The sequence below is a fragment of the Pseudonocardia sediminis genome, assembly GCF_004217185.1.
GTDB classification, from domain to species: domain Bacteria; phylum Actinomycetota; class Actinomycetes; order Mycobacteriales; family Pseudonocardiaceae; genus Pseudonocardia; species Pseudonocardia sediminis.
In genome coordinates, this window is sequence record NZ_SHKL01000001.1 from 2318780 (window position 1) to 2337293 (window position 18514).

General features: G+C 72.1%; 18 protein-coding genes and 1 other RNA gene. 12 read left to right on the plus strand and 7 right to left on the minus strand.

Going from position 1 to position 18514, the window contains the following annotated elements; genetic code table 11:
• The first annotated feature begins 27 nt into the window (after window positions 1–27).
• The 4 genes from EV383_RS10840 (at window position 28) to EV383_RS31120 (ending at window position 3578) form a co-directional block, all read left to right on the plus strand.
• Window positions 28–1230, plus strand: a complete 1203-nt coding sequence (locus tag EV383_RS10840) for a Nif3-like dinuclear metal center hexameric protein (protein ID WP_130289799.1) — start codon at window positions 28–30, stop codon at window positions 1228–1230.
• Between the two features lie 45 nt (window positions 1231–1275).
• Window positions 1276–2013 (plus strand): zinc ribbon domain-containing protein, encoded by a 738-nt coding sequence (locus EV383_RS10845; protein WP_130289800.1) that lies wholly within the window; start codon window positions 1276–1278, stop codon window positions 2011–2013.
• A gap of 16 nt (window positions 2014–2029) precedes the next feature.
• Entirely contained in the window at window positions 2030–3235 is a 1206-nt protein-coding gene (locus EV383_RS10850; RefSeq protein ID WP_130294227.1) for a bifunctional RNase H/acid phosphatase, read from the plus strand.
• A gap of 169 nt (window positions 3236–3404) precedes the next feature.
• Complete coding sequence (locus EV383_RS31120) at window positions 3405–3578, plus strand: hypothetical protein (RefSeq protein ID WP_165438304.1); 174 nt, start codon at window positions 3405–3407, stop codon at window positions 3576–3578.
• Window positions 3579–3658: 80 nt separating this feature from the next.
• Here the strand turns inward: EV383_RS31120 and EV383_RS10855 are convergent, their stop codons facing one another.
• Window positions 3659–4969, minus strand: coding sequence for an SLC13 family permease (locus EV383_RS10855; RefSeq protein ID WP_130289801.1), 1311 nt, complete (start codon window positions 4967–4969; stop codon window positions 3659–3661).
• The gene (locus EV383_RS10860; protein ID WP_207223486.1) at window positions 4966–5733 is read right to left on the minus strand and encodes a sulfite exporter TauE/SafE family protein; all 768 of its coding nucleotides are present in this window, start codon (window positions 5731–5733) and stop codon (window positions 4966–4968) included. The genes EV383_RS10855 and EV383_RS10860 overlap by 4 nt, the downstream gene beginning before the upstream one ends.
• Before the next feature lie 473 nt (window positions 5734–6206).
• Between EV383_RS10860 and EV383_RS10865 the strand changes: the two genes are divergently transcribed.
• Both EV383_RS10865 and rnpB read left to right on the plus strand, forming a co-directional pair.
• Window positions 6207–7055: an aldo/keto reductase gene (locus EV383_RS10865; protein WP_130289802.1), complete on the plus strand. Its 849-nt coding sequence runs from the start codon at window positions 6207–6209 to the stop codon at window positions 7053–7055.
• Between the two features lie 32 nt (window positions 7056–7087).
• Window positions 7088–7498, plus strand: an RNA gene (gene rnpB, locus EV383_RS10870) — RNase P RNA component class A.
• 13 nt (window positions 7499–7511) lie between these two features.
• Here the strand turns inward: rnpB and EV383_RS10875 are convergent.
• Complete coding sequence (locus EV383_RS10875) at window positions 7512–8672, minus strand: aminotransferase (protein ID WP_130289803.1); 1161 nt, start codon at window positions 8670–8672, stop codon at window positions 7512–7514.
• Window positions 8673–8807: 135 nt separating this feature from the next.
• On the opposite strand from EV383_RS10875, the gene EV383_RS10880 reads away from it, so the two are divergent.
• On the plus strand, window positions 8808–9629 hold the full coding sequence (locus tag EV383_RS10880) for an aldo/keto reductase (RefSeq protein ID WP_341273716.1): 822 nt from the start codon (window positions 8808–8810) through the stop codon (window positions 9627–9629).
• 61 nt (window positions 9630–9690) lie between these two features.
• Window positions 9691–10050: a nuclear transport factor 2 family protein gene (locus tag EV383_RS10885; RefSeq protein ID WP_130289804.1), complete on the plus strand. Its 360-nt coding sequence runs from the start codon at window positions 9691–9693 to the stop codon at window positions 10048–10050.
• 16 nt (window positions 10051–10066) lie between these two features.
• On the opposite strand, the gene EV383_RS10890 is transcribed toward EV383_RS10885, so the two are convergent.
• Window positions 10067–10255 (minus strand): hypothetical protein, encoded by a 189-nt coding sequence (locus EV383_RS10890; RefSeq protein ID WP_130289805.1) that lies wholly within the window; start codon window positions 10253–10255, stop codon window positions 10067–10069.
• 151 nt (window positions 10256–10406) lie between these two features.
• Between EV383_RS10890 and EV383_RS10895 the strand changes: the two genes are divergently transcribed.
• The gene (locus tag EV383_RS10895; protein ID WP_130289806.1) at window positions 10407–10751 is read left to right on the plus strand and encodes a DUF2834 domain-containing protein; all 345 of its coding nucleotides are present in this window, start codon (window positions 10407–10409) and stop codon (window positions 10749–10751) included.
• A gap of 19 nt (window positions 10752–10770) precedes the next feature.
• Here EV383_RS10895 and EV383_RS10900 read toward each other — a convergent pair whose 3' ends face one another.
• Window positions 10771–11874: an alpha/beta hydrolase fold domain-containing protein gene (locus tag EV383_RS10900; RefSeq protein WP_130289807.1), complete on the minus strand. Its 1104-nt coding sequence runs from the start codon at window positions 11872–11874 to the stop codon at window positions 10771–10773.
• A 172-nt stretch (window positions 11875–12046) separates the two neighbouring features.
• On the opposite strand from EV383_RS10900, the gene htpG reads away from it, so the two are divergent.
• Both htpG and EV383_RS10910 read left to right on the plus strand, forming a co-directional pair.
• Window positions 12047–13957, plus strand: a complete 1911-nt coding sequence (gene htpG, locus EV383_RS10905) for a molecular chaperone HtpG (protein ID WP_130289808.1) — start codon at window positions 12047–12049, stop codon at window positions 13955–13957.
• A 193-nt stretch (window positions 13958–14150) separates the two neighbouring features.
• A complete protein-coding gene (locus tag EV383_RS10910; RefSeq protein WP_130289809.1) occupies window positions 14151–15182 on the plus strand; it encodes an ABC transporter substrate-binding protein in 1032 nt (343 codons plus the stop codon).
• 22 nt (window positions 15183–15204) lie between these two features.
• Here EV383_RS10910 and EV383_RS10915 read toward each other — a convergent pair whose 3' ends face one another.
• Window positions 15205–16542 (minus strand): MFS transporter, encoded by a 1338-nt coding sequence (locus EV383_RS10915; RefSeq protein WP_130289810.1) that lies wholly within the window; start codon window positions 16540–16542, stop codon window positions 15205–15207.
• Window positions 16543–16687: 145 nt separating this feature from the next.
• Here EV383_RS10915 and EV383_RS10920 point away from each other — a divergent pair, with 145 nt between their 5' ends.
• Entirely contained in the window at window positions 16688–17242 is a 555-nt protein-coding gene (locus EV383_RS10920) for a molybdopterin-binding protein (protein WP_130289811.1), read from the plus strand.
• A gap of 18 nt (window positions 17243–17260) precedes the next feature.
• Here EV383_RS10920 and EV383_RS10925 read toward each other — a convergent pair whose 3' ends face one another.
• Entirely contained in the window at window positions 17261–18481 is a 1221-nt protein-coding gene (locus EV383_RS10925; RefSeq protein WP_130289812.1) for a cytochrome P450, read from the minus strand.
• Window positions 18482–18514 lie beyond the last annotated feature (33 nt).

Genomic DNA, 18514 nt, shown 5'->3' on the forward strand with positions numbered 1-18514 from the left:
CGTACTCCCTCCCGCGGAGGCGCAGTCATGACCGCCCGGCTCCGCGACGTCGTCGAGGCGCTGGAGGCGGCGTACCCGCCCGGGCTCGCGCACGACTGGGACGCCGTCGGGCTGGTCTGCGGCGACCCCGACGACAAGGTCTCCCGGGTGCTCTTCGCCGTCGACCCCGTCGTCGAGACGGTCGAGGAGACGCTGACGGGGGAGTCCCAGCTGCTCGTCACCCACCACCCGCTGCTGCTGCGCGGGGTGCACGGGGTCGGCGCGGACACCCCCAAGGGCACGCTCCTGCACCGCCTGATCCGCGGTGGCGCGGGCCTGTTCACCGCGCACACCAACGCCGACTCGGCCGACCCCGGCGTGTCCGACGCCCTCGCCGCGGCGATCGGGGTGAGGGTCGACGGGCCGTTGCAGCCCGCTCCGGCCCCGCCGCTGGACAAGATCGTCACGTTCGTGCCGGTGGGGCCCGCGATCAGCGCGGTGCACGCGGCGCTGTCGGCGGCCGGTGCCGGGCAGGTCGGCGACTACAGCCACTGCTCGTTCGCCACCGCCGGGACCGGGCAGTTCCTGCCGCACCCCGGCGCGAACCCGGCGATCGGCGAGGTCGGGAAGCTGGAACGGGTCGCCGAGACGCGGATCGAGATGGTGCTCCCGCGCGCCAGGCGGCGCGCCGTCGTCGAGGCGCTGCGGGCCGCGCACCCCTACGAGGAGCCCGCGTTCGACGTCCTGGAGATGGCCGAGCTGCCCTCGGCGTGCGGCCTCGGTCGGGTCGGCGAGCTGGAGCACCCGGAGTCGTTCGCGGCGTTCACCGAGCGGGTCGCGGCCGGGCTGCCGGCCACCGTCTGGGGCGTGCGCGGCGCGGGCGACCCGGACCGGGAGATCCGCCGGGTCGCGGTCTGCGGTGGAGCGGGCGACTCCGCGATGGACTCCGCGATCGCCGCCGGTGTGGACGCCTACGTCACCGCCGACCTGCGCCACCACCCGGCCTCGGAGCACGTGCTGGCCGGGACCGGCCCGGGCACGACGACGCCGGCGCTGGTCGACGTCGCGCACTGGGCCTCGGAGTGGCCGTGGTGCGCGCAGGCCGCGGATGTCGTCGCAGGAGCACTCGGCGGTAGCGTCGAGGTCCGCGTCTCCCGGATCCGCACCGACCCGTGGACGACCGCCGCGCACCCTTCCGCCCCCACCGCCCCCACTGCGACGACGACCGCGGCCTCCCCGCCGCACGACTGACGAGAACGAGGCAGACCCGATCATGAAGACGAAGGTGGCGATCCTGTGAAGGCCGACGTCGCAGCGCAGACCCGGCTGCTGGAGCTGGCCGGGGTCGACGCCGAGATCGGGCGCCTGGACCACCAGCGGCGCACCCTGCCCGAGCACGCTGAGCTGGCCGAGGCCGAGAAGAGCGTGCAGTCCGCGAAGGACGCCGTCGTGAAGGCCGAGACACAGGCCGGTGACCTCGACCGCGACATCCGCCGGATCGAGCGCGACGTCGAGGGTGTGCGCGCCCGCACCGAGAAGGACCAGGCGCTGCTCGCCGGGTCCGGGATCGGCGCCAGGCAGGCCAGTGAGCTGCAGCACGAGCTCGACACCCTCGCCCGCCGTCAGGGCGTCCTGGAGGACGAGCAGCTCGACATCATGGAGCAGCGCGAGGCGGTCGGCATGGACCTGCAGCACGCCCAGCGCACCCTGGACGAGGCCGAGGGGGCCGTCGCCGCCGTCACCGAGCGCCGCGACACCGCCGTCGCCGACCTCGACGCCGCCCGTGCCGGGCGCGACCGGGCCCGCGAGGGCCTGCTGCCGATGGTGCCCGAGGACCTGCTGGCCGACTACCAGCGCCGCCGCGAGGGCGGCAAGGTCGGCGCCGGCCTGCTGCGCGAGGCCCGCTGCGGGGCGTGCCGTCTCGAGCTGGACCGCACGTTCCTGTCCCAGGTCCGCGGCAAGCCCGCCGACGAGGTCGTGCACTGCGAGGAGTGCGGCGCGATCCTGGTGCGCACCAAGGAGTCGGGCCTGTGAGGATGGCACTGTGAAGCTGGTCATCGAGGCGGACGGCGGCTCGCGCGGCAACCCCGGTCCGGCCGGGTACGGCGCGGTGGTGCTCGACGCCGACGGGGAGACCGTCCTGGCCGAGGTCTTCGACGGGCTGGGTCGGGCCACGAACAACGTCGCCGAGTACAACGGACTGATCGCCGGGCTGTCCGCGGCGCTCGAGCTGGGTGCGACCGAGGTCGACGTCCGGATGGACTCCAAGCTCGTCGTCGAGCAGATGTGCGGGCGCTGGAAGGTCAAGCACCCGGCGATGCAGCCGCTCGCCGAGCGTGCCCGTGACCTGGCCTCGGACTTCGACCGCGTCGACTACGAATGGATCCCGCGGGCGCGCAACTCCCGTGCCGACGCGCTGGCGAACAAGGCGATGGACGGCGGGTCGAGCCCGACCGTGGCCTCGGCTCCACTGGGCGGCGCCTCCGAGCGCGCCGACCCGACGGGGGCCACGACCGAGGCGATCTCGCGCGCCGACGTCGTCGAGGCGGTGGCCGGGCCCGCGGTCGCGCCCACCACGGCGTCGGCCGACGTCGCGGCGACGGCGTGGACCGGCCAGGTCGGCGTGCCGACCCGGCTGATCCTGCTGCGCCACGGCCAGACCGAGCTCTCGGTGCACCGGCGCTACTCCGGGCACGGCGACCCCGAGCTGACCGAGCTGGGCCAGGCCCAGGCCGCCGCGGCCGCCCGCGCGCTGGCCGAGCGCTTCGCCGCCCAGGAGATCGAGATCGCGGCGATCCTGTCCTCGCCGCTGCGCCGGGCCCGCCAGACCGCGGCCGCGCTCGCGGAGACGACGTCGGCGGAGCTGGAGGTCCGGGACCGGCTGATCGAGACCGACTTCGGCGGCTGGGAGGGCCTCACGTTCTCCGAGGCGCGCGAGCGGGATCCGGAGCTGCACGCGCGCTGGCTGAGCAGCTCCGACGTCGAGCCGCCCGGCGGGGAGAGCTTCACCGCGGTGGGGGAACGGGTGCTCGCGGAGAAGGACGCGATCCTCACCGAGTTCCCCGGGCAGACCGTCGTTCTGGTCTCCCACGTGACCCCGATCAAGATGCTGCTGCGCGACGCGCTGGGTGCCGGGCCGTCCATCCTCTACCGGCTGCACCTGGACCTGGCGTCGGTGAACGTGGCCGAGTTCTACCCGGATGGCGGAGCGTCGGTCCGGCTCGTCAACGACACGTCCTATCTCGCGGGTCTCTGAATCGATCTTCTATTACCCGTCCGGGGTCGGTGTGACTCCGGACGGTGGACGACCCTTGTCCGTCCGTCCCCGCACGGGCGATGATTCTCGTGCACCGTCCGGAGGGTTCCGGTCACGGAGCGTTGAGATCGGGCACAGCCGGGCGTTCGCGGGGAGCGGTGGGACAACGATGTCGATCGAGCACATCCATGACTACGGATACGACATGGCGCACGAGATGAAGACCATCGCGAGGATGCCGCAGCAGCGCCGCGGCACGTCCCGTCCGGTCATCCGGGGCCTGGCCAAGCGCGACCTGGACCCCGACACCGACTTCGGCCACGACCAGGCCCACGAGCTGTAACCCCCTCACCCTTCCCAGCGAGCGGCACGGTCGTCGGAACCTTTCCGACGACCGTGCCGCTCGTTCGTGTCCCGGTGCTCTCAGGACACCCCGGTCAGGGTGACGACGGCCCAGAGCGCGACCGTCGCGGCGGCCAGGCCGAGCGGGACCGTCAGGGCTCCGAGGGCGAGGAACGTCCCGAGCCGGGGTGGTTCCCCGCGGTCGCCGGCCACCCGTCGCCACAGCAGGGTGGCCAGTGACCCGGTGTAGGTCAGGTTCGGGCCGATGTTCACCCCGAGCAGCACCGCCAGCACGATCGCCGGGTGTGCCGTCGCGCCGACGGCGGTGAGCAGCACCAGCGTCGCGGGCAGGTTGTTCACCAGGTTCGCCAGCACCGCCGCGATCCCGGCCACCGCGAGCAGTCCGAGCAGCGACGGCGTCGAGGGCAGGAGGGCGGCCAGGCCGTCGGCGAGCCCGCGCGAGCTCACCGCCGCCACGACGACGCCCAGCGCCAGCACGAACAGGCAGAACGGCAGCGACAACGCCCGCACGATCCCGACCGGCCCGATCTCGCGGCGGACCATCACCCGCACCGCGAGCACCACCGCCCCGCCCGCCGCGACCCACGCCGGCTCCACCCCGATCGCCGACGACGCCCCGAACCCGACCAGCGTCAGCGCCAGGACGGCCAGCGCGAAGTCCGGCCGTGCGCGGATATCGTCGCCCTGGCAGTGATTTCCGCTCACGACCGGGTCGGACCCCGTGGTCGCCACCGCCCCGGGGCCGGGGCGGACGAGCGGGGAGGCGAGGTCGGTGGCGAAGAACCTCCGCATGACCACGTACTCGACCGCGATGACCACGAGCCACGGCGCCACCATCAGCCCGGCGAAGCCGAGGAACGTCAGCCCGGACGCGGAGAACGCGAGCAGGTTGGTCAGGTTCGACACCGGCAGCAGACCGGACGCGGAGTTCGACAGGTGCGCGCACGCGTAGCTGTGCGGCCGTGCCGGGAGTCGCAGACGGGCCGCGGTGAGCAAAACGACCGGCGTCAGCAGCACGACCGTCGCGTCCAGGCTGAGCACCGCGGTCGTGCCGGCGGCGGTGACGAACACCAGTCCGAGCAGCCGCTGAGAACTCCCGCGCGACGCCCCGGCCAGGCGCCCGCCGAGCCAGGAGAACACGCCCTCGACGTCGGCTAGGTGCCCGAGCAGGAGGATCGCGGCCAGGAACCCGACGGTCGGCCCGAGCTCGACGATCTCCCGCCACGCGGCGGCGGGGGAGATCAACCCGGTGACGACGGCGATCGCGGCCGCGGGGACCGCCGTCACGGCCTCGGCGAGACCGAACGGGCGCAGCGTCGCCGCGAGGAGCACCACCACGAGCAGCCCCACGGCCGCCAGCAGGGGGATCATTCGAAGAACAGGTAGATGCCGACCGCGAGACCCAGTACGACGACGGCCCAGCGCAGCGCCTTCTCCGGCATCCGCTGGGCGATCTTCGCCCCGAGCAGTCCGCCGACCAGGGTGGTCGGGGCGAGCAGGGCGACCGCCAGCCAGTCGACCGGAGCCCCGATCGCGAAGACGACCACCGTGACCGAGGCGACGGTCAGCGACAGGACGCCCTTGAGCGCGTTGAGCCGGCGCAGCGAGTCGTGCGCGAACAGGCTCAGCGTGGAGATCAGGATGACGCCGAGCGCGCCGCCGAAGTAGCCGCCGTAGATCGCGGCCAGGAACACCGCCGTCAGCAGCAGCGGGGTCCGGTCCCGCGCCTCGCCCCCGCCCGGGGTGCCGATCTTGCGCTTGATCCACGGCCCGACCGCCATCGTGAGGCTGGCCAGGATCACCAGGATCGGCACGATCGCGTCGAACACCTGCCCGGGCAGGATCAGCAGCAGGACCGACCCGATCCCGGACCCGAGGACCGCGACGATCGACGTCAGCAGGATCCGCCGCCCCTGCCCGGGCAGGTCCTTCCGCGCGCCGATCACGAGCCCGACGTAGCCGGGCCACTGCGCGACCGAGTTCGTGACGTTCGCCGCCAGCGGCGGGAACCCGACCGCCAGCAACGCCGGGAACACCAGCAACGAACCGCCACCGGCGATCGCGTTGATCGCCCCGGCGAACAAGCCCGCCACGAGCAGGAACACCAGCGCCCACGGCCGCGACGTGTCGATCACGACGGGACCCTAACCCCGCCACCCCGTTCCCCACCCGGCCCGACCGTCCGCCGCACCGCGGGTCGCCCTCCCTCGCGCGCTCGTCGTCGCTCCGCGCGTGCGCCCGCACCCGCGTGACGACGCCGGACGCGCGTTCCCGACCGACACGCACCCGACCGGCAGACGCACACGGACCGGGACGCGCATCGGACCGGTAGCCGCGCGCCGAGCCGGTGAACGCGCACTCCGCGGAGGTCGCGTCGGCCGGCTCGGTGCGCGTCCACTGATCCGGTGCGCGGCCGGCCGGCCCGGGGCCCTCCTGGGGTCAGCCCTGCGCGTGGTGGCCGTTCTCCCGCGGGCTCGGCTTCGCTCCGCGCTCGCGGCCGCGGTCGCGTCGCGACACCCGGCGCGCGGGAGGGTGGTGAGCGCGCGTCCGGGGCCGTCGGCGAGCCTCCGGCTGTTTCGGCGCGGCGCTGAGCGGACAACCCCTGCGTATGACCCGAACCGAGATACCCACCGTGACGCTCCCGGGCGGCGAGAAGGTCGTGGCGCTGGGCCAGGGCACGTGGGGGATGGCCGAGGATCCGGCCCGTCGCGCCGACGAGATCGCCACTCTGCGGCACGGGCTCGACCTGGGCATGACCGTGATCGACACCGCCGAGATGTACGCCGACGGCGACGCCCAGACTCTGGTCGGGGAGGCGATCGCCGGCCGTCGCGACGAGGTGTTCCTGGTCGACAAGGTCCTCCCCGGGGACGCGTCCCGGCGGGGCACGGTCGAGGCCGCAGAACGCGCTCTGCGCCGGTTGGGCACCGACCGGATCGACCTCTACCTGCTGCACTGGCGCGGCCGGCACCCGCTCGCCGACACCGTCGAGGCGTTCCGGGAGCTGCAGGACCAGGGGAAGATCCGGCACTGGGGCGTCAGCAACCTCGACGTCGACGACCTGGACGAGCTGGTCGAGCTCGGCGCCTCCGACGGGCTCGTCACCGACCAGGTGCTCTACAACCCGACCCGCCGCGGCCCGGAGTGGGACCTGCTGCCGTGGCTGCGCGGGCGCGGCCTGCCGATCATGGCGTACTCGCCGATCGAGCAGGGACGCCTTCTCGGCCATCCCGCACTGGCCGCGGTCGCCGCCGAGCACGACGCCACCGTCGCCCAGATCGCGCTGGCCTGGGTGCTCGACGCCGGCGACGTCCTGGCGATCCCGAAGGCGAGCAGCCTCGACCACGTCGAGGAGAACCGGGACGCGGTCGGGCTGCGGCTCACCGACGCCCAGCGGGCCGAGCTGGACCGGGCGTTCCCGCCGCCGCAGCGCAAGCAGGCCCTGGAGATCCTCTGACCGGAGCGGCGTCGCTACACTGCGCGTGCGGACGAGTCGGTCGGGCGACCGCGTCGGGATCCTCGGGTCCCGTCGAGGAAAGTCCGGACTCCACAGGGCAGGGTGGTTGTCAACGGCAACCCGGGGCGACCCGCGGGACAGTGCCACAGAGAACAGACCGCCTTCGGCCTCGGGTTTTCCCGGGACCGGGGGTAAGGGTGAAACGGTGGTGTAAGAGACCACCAGCACCCCGGGTGACCGGGGTGGCTAGGTAAACCCCACCCGGAGCAAGGTCAAGAGGTCGCACGAGAGTGTGGCTGCGCAGGTGTTCGAGGGCGGCCCGCCCGAGCCTGCGGGTAGACCGCAAGAGCCTGCCGGCGACGGCAGGCCGAGATGGATGGTCGCCGAACGGAACGTCGTGAGACGTCCGGGAACAGGATCCGGCTTACAGACCGGCTCGTCCGCCCCGTTCCCGGGTCAGCGGCCGAACGCGGTGAGGCGTTCGGCCAGCAACGCGGCCGCGTCGGCGTCGACGCGACCGACGCTGATCCGCAGCATCCGGCGGTCCTCGGGCAGGAACGCCGTGCCGGGCAGCACGAGCGTGTCGTGGGTGAACAGCAGCTCGCGCACGACGTCGTCGCAGGTGCGGTCGGTGAACGGGTGCCGGACCCAGGCGAAGAACCCGCCGAGCGTCACGACCTCGAACCCGCCCGGACGCGACGCCAGCGCGTCGCCCAGCCACGCCCGTCGCTGTGCGATCTCGGCGACCCGCTCGGCTCGCCACTCCCCGGCCCGGGTCAGGCCGGCCCATGCCGCCTCCTGACCGATCCGCGGCGCGCAGATCGCGACGCAGTCCATCAGCTTGAGCACCTCACGGGTCAGCTCCGGCGTCCCGACGACCGCGCCGACGCGGTAGCCGGGAATCGCCAGCTCCTTCGAGAACGAGTGCAGGCTGATGACGGTCCGACGCCAGTCCGGGTCGGCGAACAGGCGATGCGCGGGCGTGGTGATGTCGTCCCGGAACGAGCGGTAGGTCTCGTCGAGGATCAGCGGCAGGTCGTGGCGGCGGGCCAGGTGAGCGAAGGCCTCGATCTCCGCGGGCGGGATCGTCACGCCGCTCGGGTTGCCCGGTGTGATCAGCACGATCGCGCGGGTGCGCGGGCCGATCAGGGCCTCGGCGTCCGCGGCGCGGGGCACGAGGTCCGGGCCGGGCTCCAGGTATTTTGGCGCGACGCCGTGCATCCGCAGCCACATGTCGTGGTTGAAGTAGGAGGGCAGCGGCGTGATCATCTCGTCGCCCGGCCCGGCGAGGGCGGTCGCGACCAGGCTGAACGCCTGGTTGCACCCCGCCGTGACGACGACGTCGGACGCGTCCACAGAACCGGCGTAGTCCCGTGTCAGTTCCTCGGCGAAGGCCTGACGCAGGGCGGGGACGCCGGGCACCGGCGCGTACGTCCCGCCGTCGGGGTCCCGGGCGACCTCCACGACCCGCTCGACGACGGCGGGCGCGGGCGGGTAGACCGGGGCGGCCTGGGAGAGGTTCAGGACCGGCCGGTCGTCGTCGCGCAATGCGAGCAACGCCTGCGCGGCACCCATCGGGGAGTCGATGCCGCGGACGATCGTGGGGTTGAGTCGCACCTGCGCCTGCCGCCTCCCTGTCGAACGGGCGTCGACGACCGGGCGGGCTCCGCGGATCGCGCCTCGCGTCGACGGCATGGAGTATCGCAGTCTCGGACGCACCGGCATGCAGGTCAGCCCGCTCCGCCTGGGGCCATGATGTTCGGCGCGTGGGGCGAGTCCGACCACGACACCTCGGTCGGGATCATCCACCACGCCCTCGACGCGGGCATCAACTTCATCGACACCGCCGACGTCTACAGCCAGGGCGAGTCGGAGACCATCGTCGGGAAGGCGCTGGCCGGCGGGCGACGCGACGACGTCGTCCTGGCCACGAAGTTCCACGCGCCGATGGACGTCGCCAAGGGGGAGCAGGGCGGGGACCCGAACCAGCGTGGTAACTCCCGCCGCTGGATCGTGACGGAGGTCGAGAACAGCCTGCGCCGGCTGCAGACCGACTGGATCGACCTCTACCAGGTGCACCGCCCCGAGCGGGACACCGACGTCGAGGAGACGCTGTCCGCCCTGACCGACCTGCAGCGCCAGGGCAAGATCCGCGCGTTCGGGTGCTCGACGTTCCCGGCGCACGAGGTCGTCGAGGCTCAGTGGGTCTCCGAGCGACGGGGCCTGGGCCGGTTCGTCGCCGAGCAGCCGCCTTACTCGCTGCTCACCCGTGGCGTCGAGCACGACCTCCTGCCGGTCGCCGAGCGCTACGGGATGGGCGTGCTGCCGTGGAGCCCGCTGGGCGGGGGCTGGCTGACCGGTCGTTACCGCAAGGACGCCGAGCTGCCCGTCTCGCACCGCCGGCAGTCGATGTCCACGCGCGGACGGTCCGACATGTCGCTGCCGGGCAACCAGGCCAAGCTCGACGCCGTCGACGAGATCGTCCCGCCCGGCGTGACCATCACCCGGAACGACGAGGGGTACGTCCCGCCGGCCCTGTCCGACCCGTTCCTGCGCCGTCGCCGCACGGCGTAGCGGCGGCACCGACCGGCGACCGGAGGGCGCGCCGACGGCGGGCGACGGCCAGGATCGACCCGTGACCGAGTCGGATGCCGGACAGATTCTTCGACGCCACGTCGTCGCCTTCAACGCCCGTGACGTCGACGAGCTGATGGCCGGGTTCACCGAGGACCCGGTGTGGAGCACCGGGTCGGACACCGTCCACGGACGGGACGCGCTGCGCGACCTGTTCTCCGCGGCGATGTCCGAGCTGCTCCCGACCCTGACGATCCAGGACCTCGTGGCCGACGCCGACCGCGTGGCGGCCCAGATGGTCGAGACCCTGCGCGTCGACGGCACTGAGCGGACCTACGCGATCGCCGGGTTCTACGAGCTCCAGGACGGCCGGATCCGGTCGGCGACGATCTACCGCGAGGGCAGTGCGGACGTGTCCTGACGTGCCGGGGGACCGGTCAGCCCGCGTCGGCGCCGGTCACGTCCTCGGCGGTGATGTCGCTCGGGCGCGTGTCGCAGGCCGGGCAGACGGCGATGAAGTTCGGCCGGTCCACCTCGCCCAGGCGGATCATGGTCCGGGCCCCGCGTCGCGAGCAGCACGTGCAGGTGAAGGACCGGACGACGGCGATGGTGTGCGGACGGTTCATGATCTCTCCCTGGGGCCGGGCGTAGCCGTCCGGTCCAGGGCGTCGTTGCCGTCCGAGGACAGCGTCCGTCGAAAGTACCCCGCCCCGGGCCGTCGCACATCCTCGGCGACGCAGGTCACGGCAGGCCCGGGGCCTCGAGAAGGGAAGAAGCGTGCGACCCACCGACCTGCGACAGATCGTCTACGGGGTCCTCGCCGTCGTCGGTCTGGTCGGCACCTGGTACTTCAACCTGGCCCACGGCAGCGACCTCTCCACCTACGTCCCGGACTGGTTCACCACCGCCGCGTCCTCGTCGGCGGCGGTGGACCTGATCGTCGCGTTCGTCGCGGGTGCGGTGTTCATGGTGGCCGAGGGGCGACGGGTCGGCATGCGCCTGGCCTGGGTGTTCCCGGTGGTCGGGCTGCTGGTCGCGTTCGCGTTCGCCTTCCCGCTGTTCCTCCTGCTGCGGGAGCGGGCGCTGGATCGGGGCCGCGCGACCCCGGGCACGCCCTCGTAGGACGCGCCCGGGGTGCGGGTCAGGCCAGCGAGCGGGCGAAGCCGGTGACGTCGCGGACGGCGTTGGCGTAGACGTCCGGCATCGCGGAGCGGAACAGGATCTCCCCGACGTGGCACAGGCCCAGGTTGACCTTCCCGACCGACGGGACGCCCGCGGCGAGGAGCTTGCGGTGGTACTGCAGACCCTCGTCGCGCAGCGGGTCGACCTCGTCGACGGAGATCACGTGCGGGGGAAGTCCCTGCAGGTCGGCGTCGGTGGCGCGGTAGGGCCAGCAGGTGGGGTCGTTCGCGTTGGCGGCACCCGGGTCGTAGACCTCGGCGAGCAGCGGGAACAGGCTGCGGTTGAGCCAGTACTGGTTGTTCTCGTGCAGCGACGGCAGTTCGGGGCGCCCCTCGGCCCAGCCGTCGCCGAGGATGTAGGGGCACTGGGCGTACACGCCGGAGATCGCGTCCAGCCAGCCCTCGCGCTTGGCCTTGATCGGCAACGCGACGGCGAGGTTGGCCCCGCCGGAGTCCCCGGTGACGACGGTGGTCCCGGTGACCCCGAGCTCGTCGCGGTGCGCGTGCACCCACTTCAGACCGGCGGCGCAGTCGTCGATTCCGGCCGGGAACGGGTGGGGGCCGAGAACGCCGCCGCCGTTGCGGTACTGCACGCCGACGACGACCGCGCCCGCCGCGGCGAGCTCCTCGCGCCAGTTCCGGTAGATCGGGCCCTCGGTCGAGAGCATCACCATGCCGCCGCCGTGCACCTGGTAGATGCAGGGCAACGGGCCGTCGACACCGGTCGGCCGGTGGACGTGCAGCGTGATCTCGTTGCCGTCCGGGCCGTCGATCGTCCGTGCCTCGTGGCTCACGCCGTCGACGCGGGGAGCGCCGTCGGCCAGAGCGGTGAACAGACCCTCGAACCCGACCTCGACGGCCGTGGTGAACTCCAGGAGTGCCTCCCGGCCGGCGTCCGGGCCCATCGGGGCGCCGTCGGCGTGCGGGCCCAGACCCAGCGCGTTGAACACCGCCATCATCCGCGGGTCGCAGCGCGGGTCGTCGGCCATCGTCAGCGCGGGGTCGCCGAGCCGGCCCGGGGGCCGGTGCGTGACGGATGCGTCGGGGGCGGTGTCGGTGCTCATGCGCACACTCCTCGTCGAGTCGTTCGCCTGTGAGGAGCCTCACCCACCGGTGTGGCGGCGTCAACGAGCCGAACGGACGCACGGGGCGAATCGGTGTCGGGGCGTTGCGGCAGAATCGCGGCGTTGCCCGTGACGACACCGGGTGAGTGGCATCTGTGAGAGAAGGAGTGACGTGAGCACCGCGACCGAGACGATCGAGTTCCAGGCCGAGTCCCGACAGCTGCTGCAGCTGATGATCCACTCGATCTACTCGAACAAGGACATCTTCCTGCGCGAGCTGATCTCCAACGCCTCCGACGCGCTGGACAAGCTCCGGCTCGAGAGCCTGCAGGACAAGGACCTGGACGTCGACACGTCCGACCTGCACCTCGAGCTGGTCATCGACAAGGAGAACCGCACCCTGACCGTGCGGGACAACGGCATCGGCATGAGCCGCGACGAGGTCGTCGACCTCATCGGCACGATCGCCAAGTCCGGCACCGCCGAGCTGCTGGCCAAGCTCAAGGAGACCGACCCGGCGGCGTCGCAGGAGCTGATCGGCCAGTTCGGCGTCGGCTTCTACTCCAGCTTCATGGTCGCCGACACGGTCACGCTGGTGACGCGCAAGGCCGGTGAGAGCGCGGGCGTGCGCTGGGAGTCCGCGGGCGAGGGCTCGTACACGATCGAGCCCGTCGACGACGCGCCGCAGGGCACCGCCGTCACGCTGGCGCTCAAGGCGGAGGACGCCGAGGACAGCCTGCACGACTACGCGAACCCGGCCACCGTCCGTCGCATCGTCAAGAAGTACTCCGACTTCATCACCTGGCCGATCCGGATGACCCCGGAGAAGGCCGCGGCGACCGAGGAGGGCGAGGAGCCCGCGGAGCCGCAGCCGGAGACCGTCAACTCGATGAAGGCGCTCTGGGCGCGGGCCCAGAAGGACGTCACGCCCGAGGAATACAACGAGTTCTACCGGCACGTCTCGCACGACTGGCAGGAGCCGCTGGAGACGATCCGGCTCGCCGCCGAGGGCACCTTCGAGTACCAGGCGCTGCTGTTCCTGCCGCAGGTCGCACCGATGGACCTCTACATGCGCGACTCCCGCCGCGGCGTGCAGCTCTACGTCCGGCGCGTGTTCATCATGGACGACTGCGAGGCGCTGGTCCCGGAGTACCTGCGGTTCGTCAAGGGCGTCGTCGACGCCGCGGACCTCTCGCTCAACGTGTCGCGCGAGATCCTGCAGCAGGACCGTCAGATCTCGGCGATCCGCCGTCGTCTGGTCAAGAAGGTGCTGTCCACGGTCAGGACGATGATGACCGAGGAGCCGGAGAAGTACACGACGTTCTGGGACCAGTTCGGGCGCGCGGTCAAGGAAGGCCTGATCTCCGACCACGACAACCTCGACGCGATCCTGGAGATCAGCTCCTTCGCCTCCACCCACGACGCGGAGAAGCCCACGACGCTGGCGCAGTACGTCGAGCGGATGAAGGACGGCCAGGAGCACATCTACTACATGACCGGCGACTCCCGGTCGTCGATCGAGTCCTCGCCGCACATGGAGGCGTTGCGTGACCGCGGCTACGAGGTCCTGCTGCTGACCGACCCGATCGACGAGGTCTGGGTCGACCAGGTGCCCGGCTTCGACGACAAGGAGCTGCGCTCGATCGCCAAGGGCCAGGTGGACCTGGAGACCGAGGAGCAGAAGGAGAAGGCCGGTGAGCAGCGCGAGGAGTTCGCCGGGTTGCTGGACTGGATGGGCACCACGCTGGCCGACGACGTCAAGGAGGTCCGCCTGTCCTCGCGGCTGACCACCTCGGCGGCGTGCCTGGTCAACGACGAGAACGACATGAGCCCGACCCTGGAGAAGATGTACCGGGCGATGGGCCAGGAGATGCCGACGGTCAAGCGCATCCTGGAGCTCAACCCGTCGCACCCGCTGGTCGCCGGGCTGAAGTCCAAGCAGTCGGAGACGCCGGACGACGCGGGTCTGGGCGAGACCGCGGAGCTGCTCTACGGCATGGCCCTGCTGGCCGAGGGCGGGGAGCTGTCCGACCCGTCGCGCTTCGTCTCGCTCCTGGCCGGACGGTTGGAGCGCACGCTGTAGGTGGGTCGTGCGCGGATATCGCCGCCCTGGCAGCGATATCCGCGCACTGGCTCTTGCGCAGAAATATGAGCGACTGAACATATGGTGGCTCGTCGGGTATGTCTGCCGTAGGTTTCTCCCGAGTCGATCACCCCGCAGGACGGGGCCGTCCCGGGTGCGTACGGGCGTGCCCGTGCAGAACTGGAGACCGCCCGTGCCCGGACCCCGACGTCCCGTCCGTGTCGCCGCCGCGCTGGTGGCGGCGACCGCCCTGCTGGCCGGATGCGGGGGTGCGGCGGAGGCGCCGGCACCCGCCGCGGCGGGTCTGGAGAACTGCGGCGTCGACGTCCCGCTGAGGACTCCGACGAAGATCTTCGCGGCGTTCCAGAACGGGATCGAGGCGGTCTACGCGCTCGGCGCGGGCGACCGGGTCGTCGGCGCGGCGTACCTGGACAACGTGCCGATCCCCGAGGTCACGGCGCAGTTCCGGCCGGAGCAGCAGCGGCCGGTCTACTTCCCGGAGGAGTACCCGAGCCGCGAGGAGGTGCTGCGGCTGGCGCCCGACCTCGTCGTCTCCGGGTTCACCGGCGCGTTCACCCGCGAGGGCCTGGGCACCCGGGCCGAGCTGGCGCGGGCCGGGACCGGGACGTACCTGTTCCGGCAGTACTGCCCGAGCTCCGACGGAGCGGGGCAGACGTCACTGGCCGTCAACGACGTCTCCTTCGACGGAGTCTACGCCGACCTCACCGACCTCGGCCGGCTGCTCGGCGCGCCGGACCGTGCCCAGGCGCTGGTGGACCGGATGCGCACGAGCATCGACGGGACCCGGGCGAGGCTCGACGGCGTGACCACGCGTCCCCGGGTGGCGATGATCAACAGGCCGGGCGGTGCGGGCGAGCTGCGGGTGTTCGGCACCGGCGACATGGCCACGACGCTGATCGAGGCGGCCGGCGGCGTACAGGCCTTCCCCGAGCTCGACGGGCGGCAGCGGCGCATCTCGCTGGAGGGGCTGGTCACCGCGCGTCCGGACGTGATCGTCGTGCCGGCGTGCTGCGGTGCGGACATCGGGCCGGAGGGGGCGCGGGAGCTGATCGACGAGCTGCGCGCGAACCCGGCCCTGGCCCAGGTTCCGGCGGTACGTGACGGACGGGTCTACCCGTCGACGTTCGCCGAGGTCACCCCCGGCGTGCGCAACGCCGACGCGCTGGAGAACCTGGCCCGGCAGCTGCACCCGGAGCGGTTCTGAGTCGCCCCGGGTGCAGCACCGGTCAGATCTTCGTGACGTGCCCCGGGCGGTAGGTCTCCTTCGTGACCAGCACCGCGACCAGGGTGATGACGGCGGCCACGGTGATGTAGGCGGCGACGGAGAGGATCGTCCCGGTCGCGGCCAGCAGCGACGCCGCGATCAGGGGGGCGAACCCGCCGCCGACGACGGCCGCGAGCTGGTAGCCGATCGAGGCGCCGGAGTAGCGGATCTCGGCCGAGAACATCTCCGTCATGTAGGCGGCGAGCGGTCCGTAGAGCGCCCCGAGCACCAGGCCGCCGATCAGGGCGGCGGCCATCATCCCGGGGATCGTCGCCGTCTCCATCAGCAGGAAGAACGGGAAGACCGAGACGAGGGTCGCGATCGCGGCCGGGAGGACCACCTTCTTGCGGCCCAGCCTGTCCGAGAGTCCCGCGAAGACCGGGAACGCGAACACCACGACCGCGCTGGAGATCATGATGATCGTCAGGATGGTCGTGCGTGGCACCCCGAGCGTGGGCATGTAGGACACCATGAACACGATCTGGGTGTAGAAGTACACCTGGATGACCAGCAGGATCCCGGCCGACTTCAGGATCGGCCCCGGGTGCGTGCGGATCGCCTCGAGGATCGGGGAGCGCTTCTTCACGACCGGGCCGCTCGCCTGGGCGGCGGCCTTCTGCTCGAGCGCCTTGAACGCCGGGGTGTCCTCGAGCTTGACCTGGACCCACAGACCCAGGGCGATCACGATCACGCTGAGCAGGAACGGGATCCGCCAGCCCCACGAGGCGAACGACTCCGACGGCATCACCGCGACCAGGATCAGGAACGTCAGGTTCGACAGGATGACCGCCAGCGTCGGCCCGATCTGGGCGAAGCTGCCGTAGAAGCCGCGACGGTGTGGTGGCGCGTTCTCGGTGACCATCAGCATCGCGCCGCCGTACTGCCCGCCGACCGCGATGCCCTGGACGCTGCGCAGCACCACCAGCAGGATCGGCGCCAGGATGCCGACCTGGGCGTAGGTGGGCAGCGCGCCGATCAGCGCGGTCGCCGCGCCCATCATCACCATGGCGATGACCAGCAGCTTCTTGCGGCCGAGCCGGTCACCGAAGTGGCCGAACAGGATGCCGCCGACGGGCCGGAACATGAACCCGACGCCGAACGTGGCGAACGCGGCCAGCGTGCCGACGGTCGGGTCGACCTCGGGGAAGAACACCTCGTTGAACACCAGCGCGGCCGCGGTGCCGTAGATGTAGAAGTCGAACCACTCCAGGGTGCTGGCCGACAGTGCGGCCACCGCGACCCGGCGCAGCGTGGACTCCGATGCGGGGTTGTCGTCGACTTCCGTGCCGAGGTCGGTCATGGGCAGGCCTCCGTCCGGGCCGTCGCGGCTCCATTGCCACGACGGTTGCCGCAGAACGTAACCGGAATCCGTGCGCTCGAACAGCTTTCGGGTGAATGAGACGCAAGCCTTGATAACGCTCCGTCGCCCGGGCCAGGATGCCGACATGCCGCACCTGCGTCGTAATATCGCGTCGTCGATCCTGCTCTGCGGTCTTCTGGCCGGGTGCGGAGCCGGAGCACCGGCGACGGCCCCACCGGAACCGGCCGCCGCGTCGTCGAGCGCCCCCGCGCTGCCCGCTCCGGGGACGGTCGCGCTGACCGGTGACCTCCGGGCGCCGGGGGAGCTGACGACGGCGTCGCTCGCCCGTCTCCCGCAGCGCACCGTGACGGTGGGCTACCGGACGGGCAAGGGGCCCGAGAAGCGCACCGAGACCGGGGTGCTGCTGGCCGACGCGGTCCCGGCCACGGCGTTCGCCGAGGCACCGGGGAAGAACCCGGCGCTGTCCTTCGCCGTCCTCGGGGTCGGGGCCGACGGCTACACCGCGCTCGTCGCCTACGGGGAGTACTCACCGGACTTCGGCGACCGCGGCACCATGATCGCCACCAGCGAGGACGGGAAGCCGCTGGAACGGCCGCGCCTCGTCGTCCCGGGGGACGTCAAGGGCGGCCGCTACGTCAGCGACCTCGTCGAGCTGAAGGTCGTCCGGGTCGCGCGCTGAGGTTTCGACGGCCGAGGGTCACCAGGTGACGGGCAGCGCGGCCAGGCCGTAGATGAAGCTGTAGGCCCGGAACGGGACCTCCTCGGTCGTCTCGGCGCGGGCCAGCGTCGGGAACCGGCGCAGCAGGGCCGGGAACGCGGTCTCCATCTCCATCCGGGCCAGCGGCGCGCCCAGGCAGTGGTGGATGCCGTGCCCGAACGCGACGTGCCCGGCCGCGCCGCGGCGGACGTCGAGCCGGTCCGGGTCCTCGATCTGGGCACTGTCCCGGTTCGCCGCCGGCAGCGAGCAGACGACCAGCGAGCCCTCCGGGATCGCGACGCCACGGATCTCGGTGTCGGCCATCACCAGGCGCGGGACCCCGGAGTGCACGATGGACAGCCACCGCAGCAGCTCCTCCACGCTCGCCCGGGCCAGGTCCGGCTCGTCGCGGACCAGCGCCAGCTGCTCCGGGTTCTCCAGCAGGGCCAGCGTGCCCAGGCCGAGCATGTTCGACGTCGTCTCGTGCCCGGCGATCAGCAGCAGGCTCGCGATGCCGGTGAGCTCGTCGTGGGTCAGCTCGTCGCCGTGGTCGCGCACCAGCATCCCGAGGATGTCCTCGCCCGGGTCGGCCTGCGCGCCGGTGACCAGCTTCGACATGTACGCGCGGTTCTCCCGCGCGACCTCCATCCGCTCCTTCGGCTCGAGCGTCATGTCGAGCAGCCGGTTGGAGCGGGTCTGGAACTCGGCGCGGTCGGCGTAGGGCACACCGAGCAGCTCGCAGATCACCAGCGACGGGATCGGCAGCGCGAAGTCGGCGACCAGGTCGGCGGGCGGGCCGGCCGCCTCCATCGCGTCGAGGTGCGACTCGACGATCTCGTCGATGCGGGGCTGCAGGCGCCGCATCCGGGCCTGGGTGAACTCGCGGGTGAGCATCCGGCGCAGCCGCGTGTGCTCCGGCGGGTCCTGGGCGAGGAGCTGACCGGCCCGCATCCGGGCCGCCTCCTCCTCGCTCATGTGGACGGTGTCGCCGCGGCGGCGGGCGATGTCGGCGGTGTTGCCGAACGTGGCCGCGTCGCCGAGGACCTCGCGGACGTCGTCGTAGTGCGTGACGACGAAGGCGTCCAGGCCGAACGCCGCGTTCAGGTAGGGGACCTCGCCGTCCTCGCGGTAGCGCGAGATCTCCGGGTTCGGGTCGAACCGGTTGCGCTGCATGTGCAGCGGCATCACCGGGGCGTCGGGACGGGCCTGGGTGTCGGTCATCGGGACTCCTCGCGTCGCGGGCCTCGATGATCG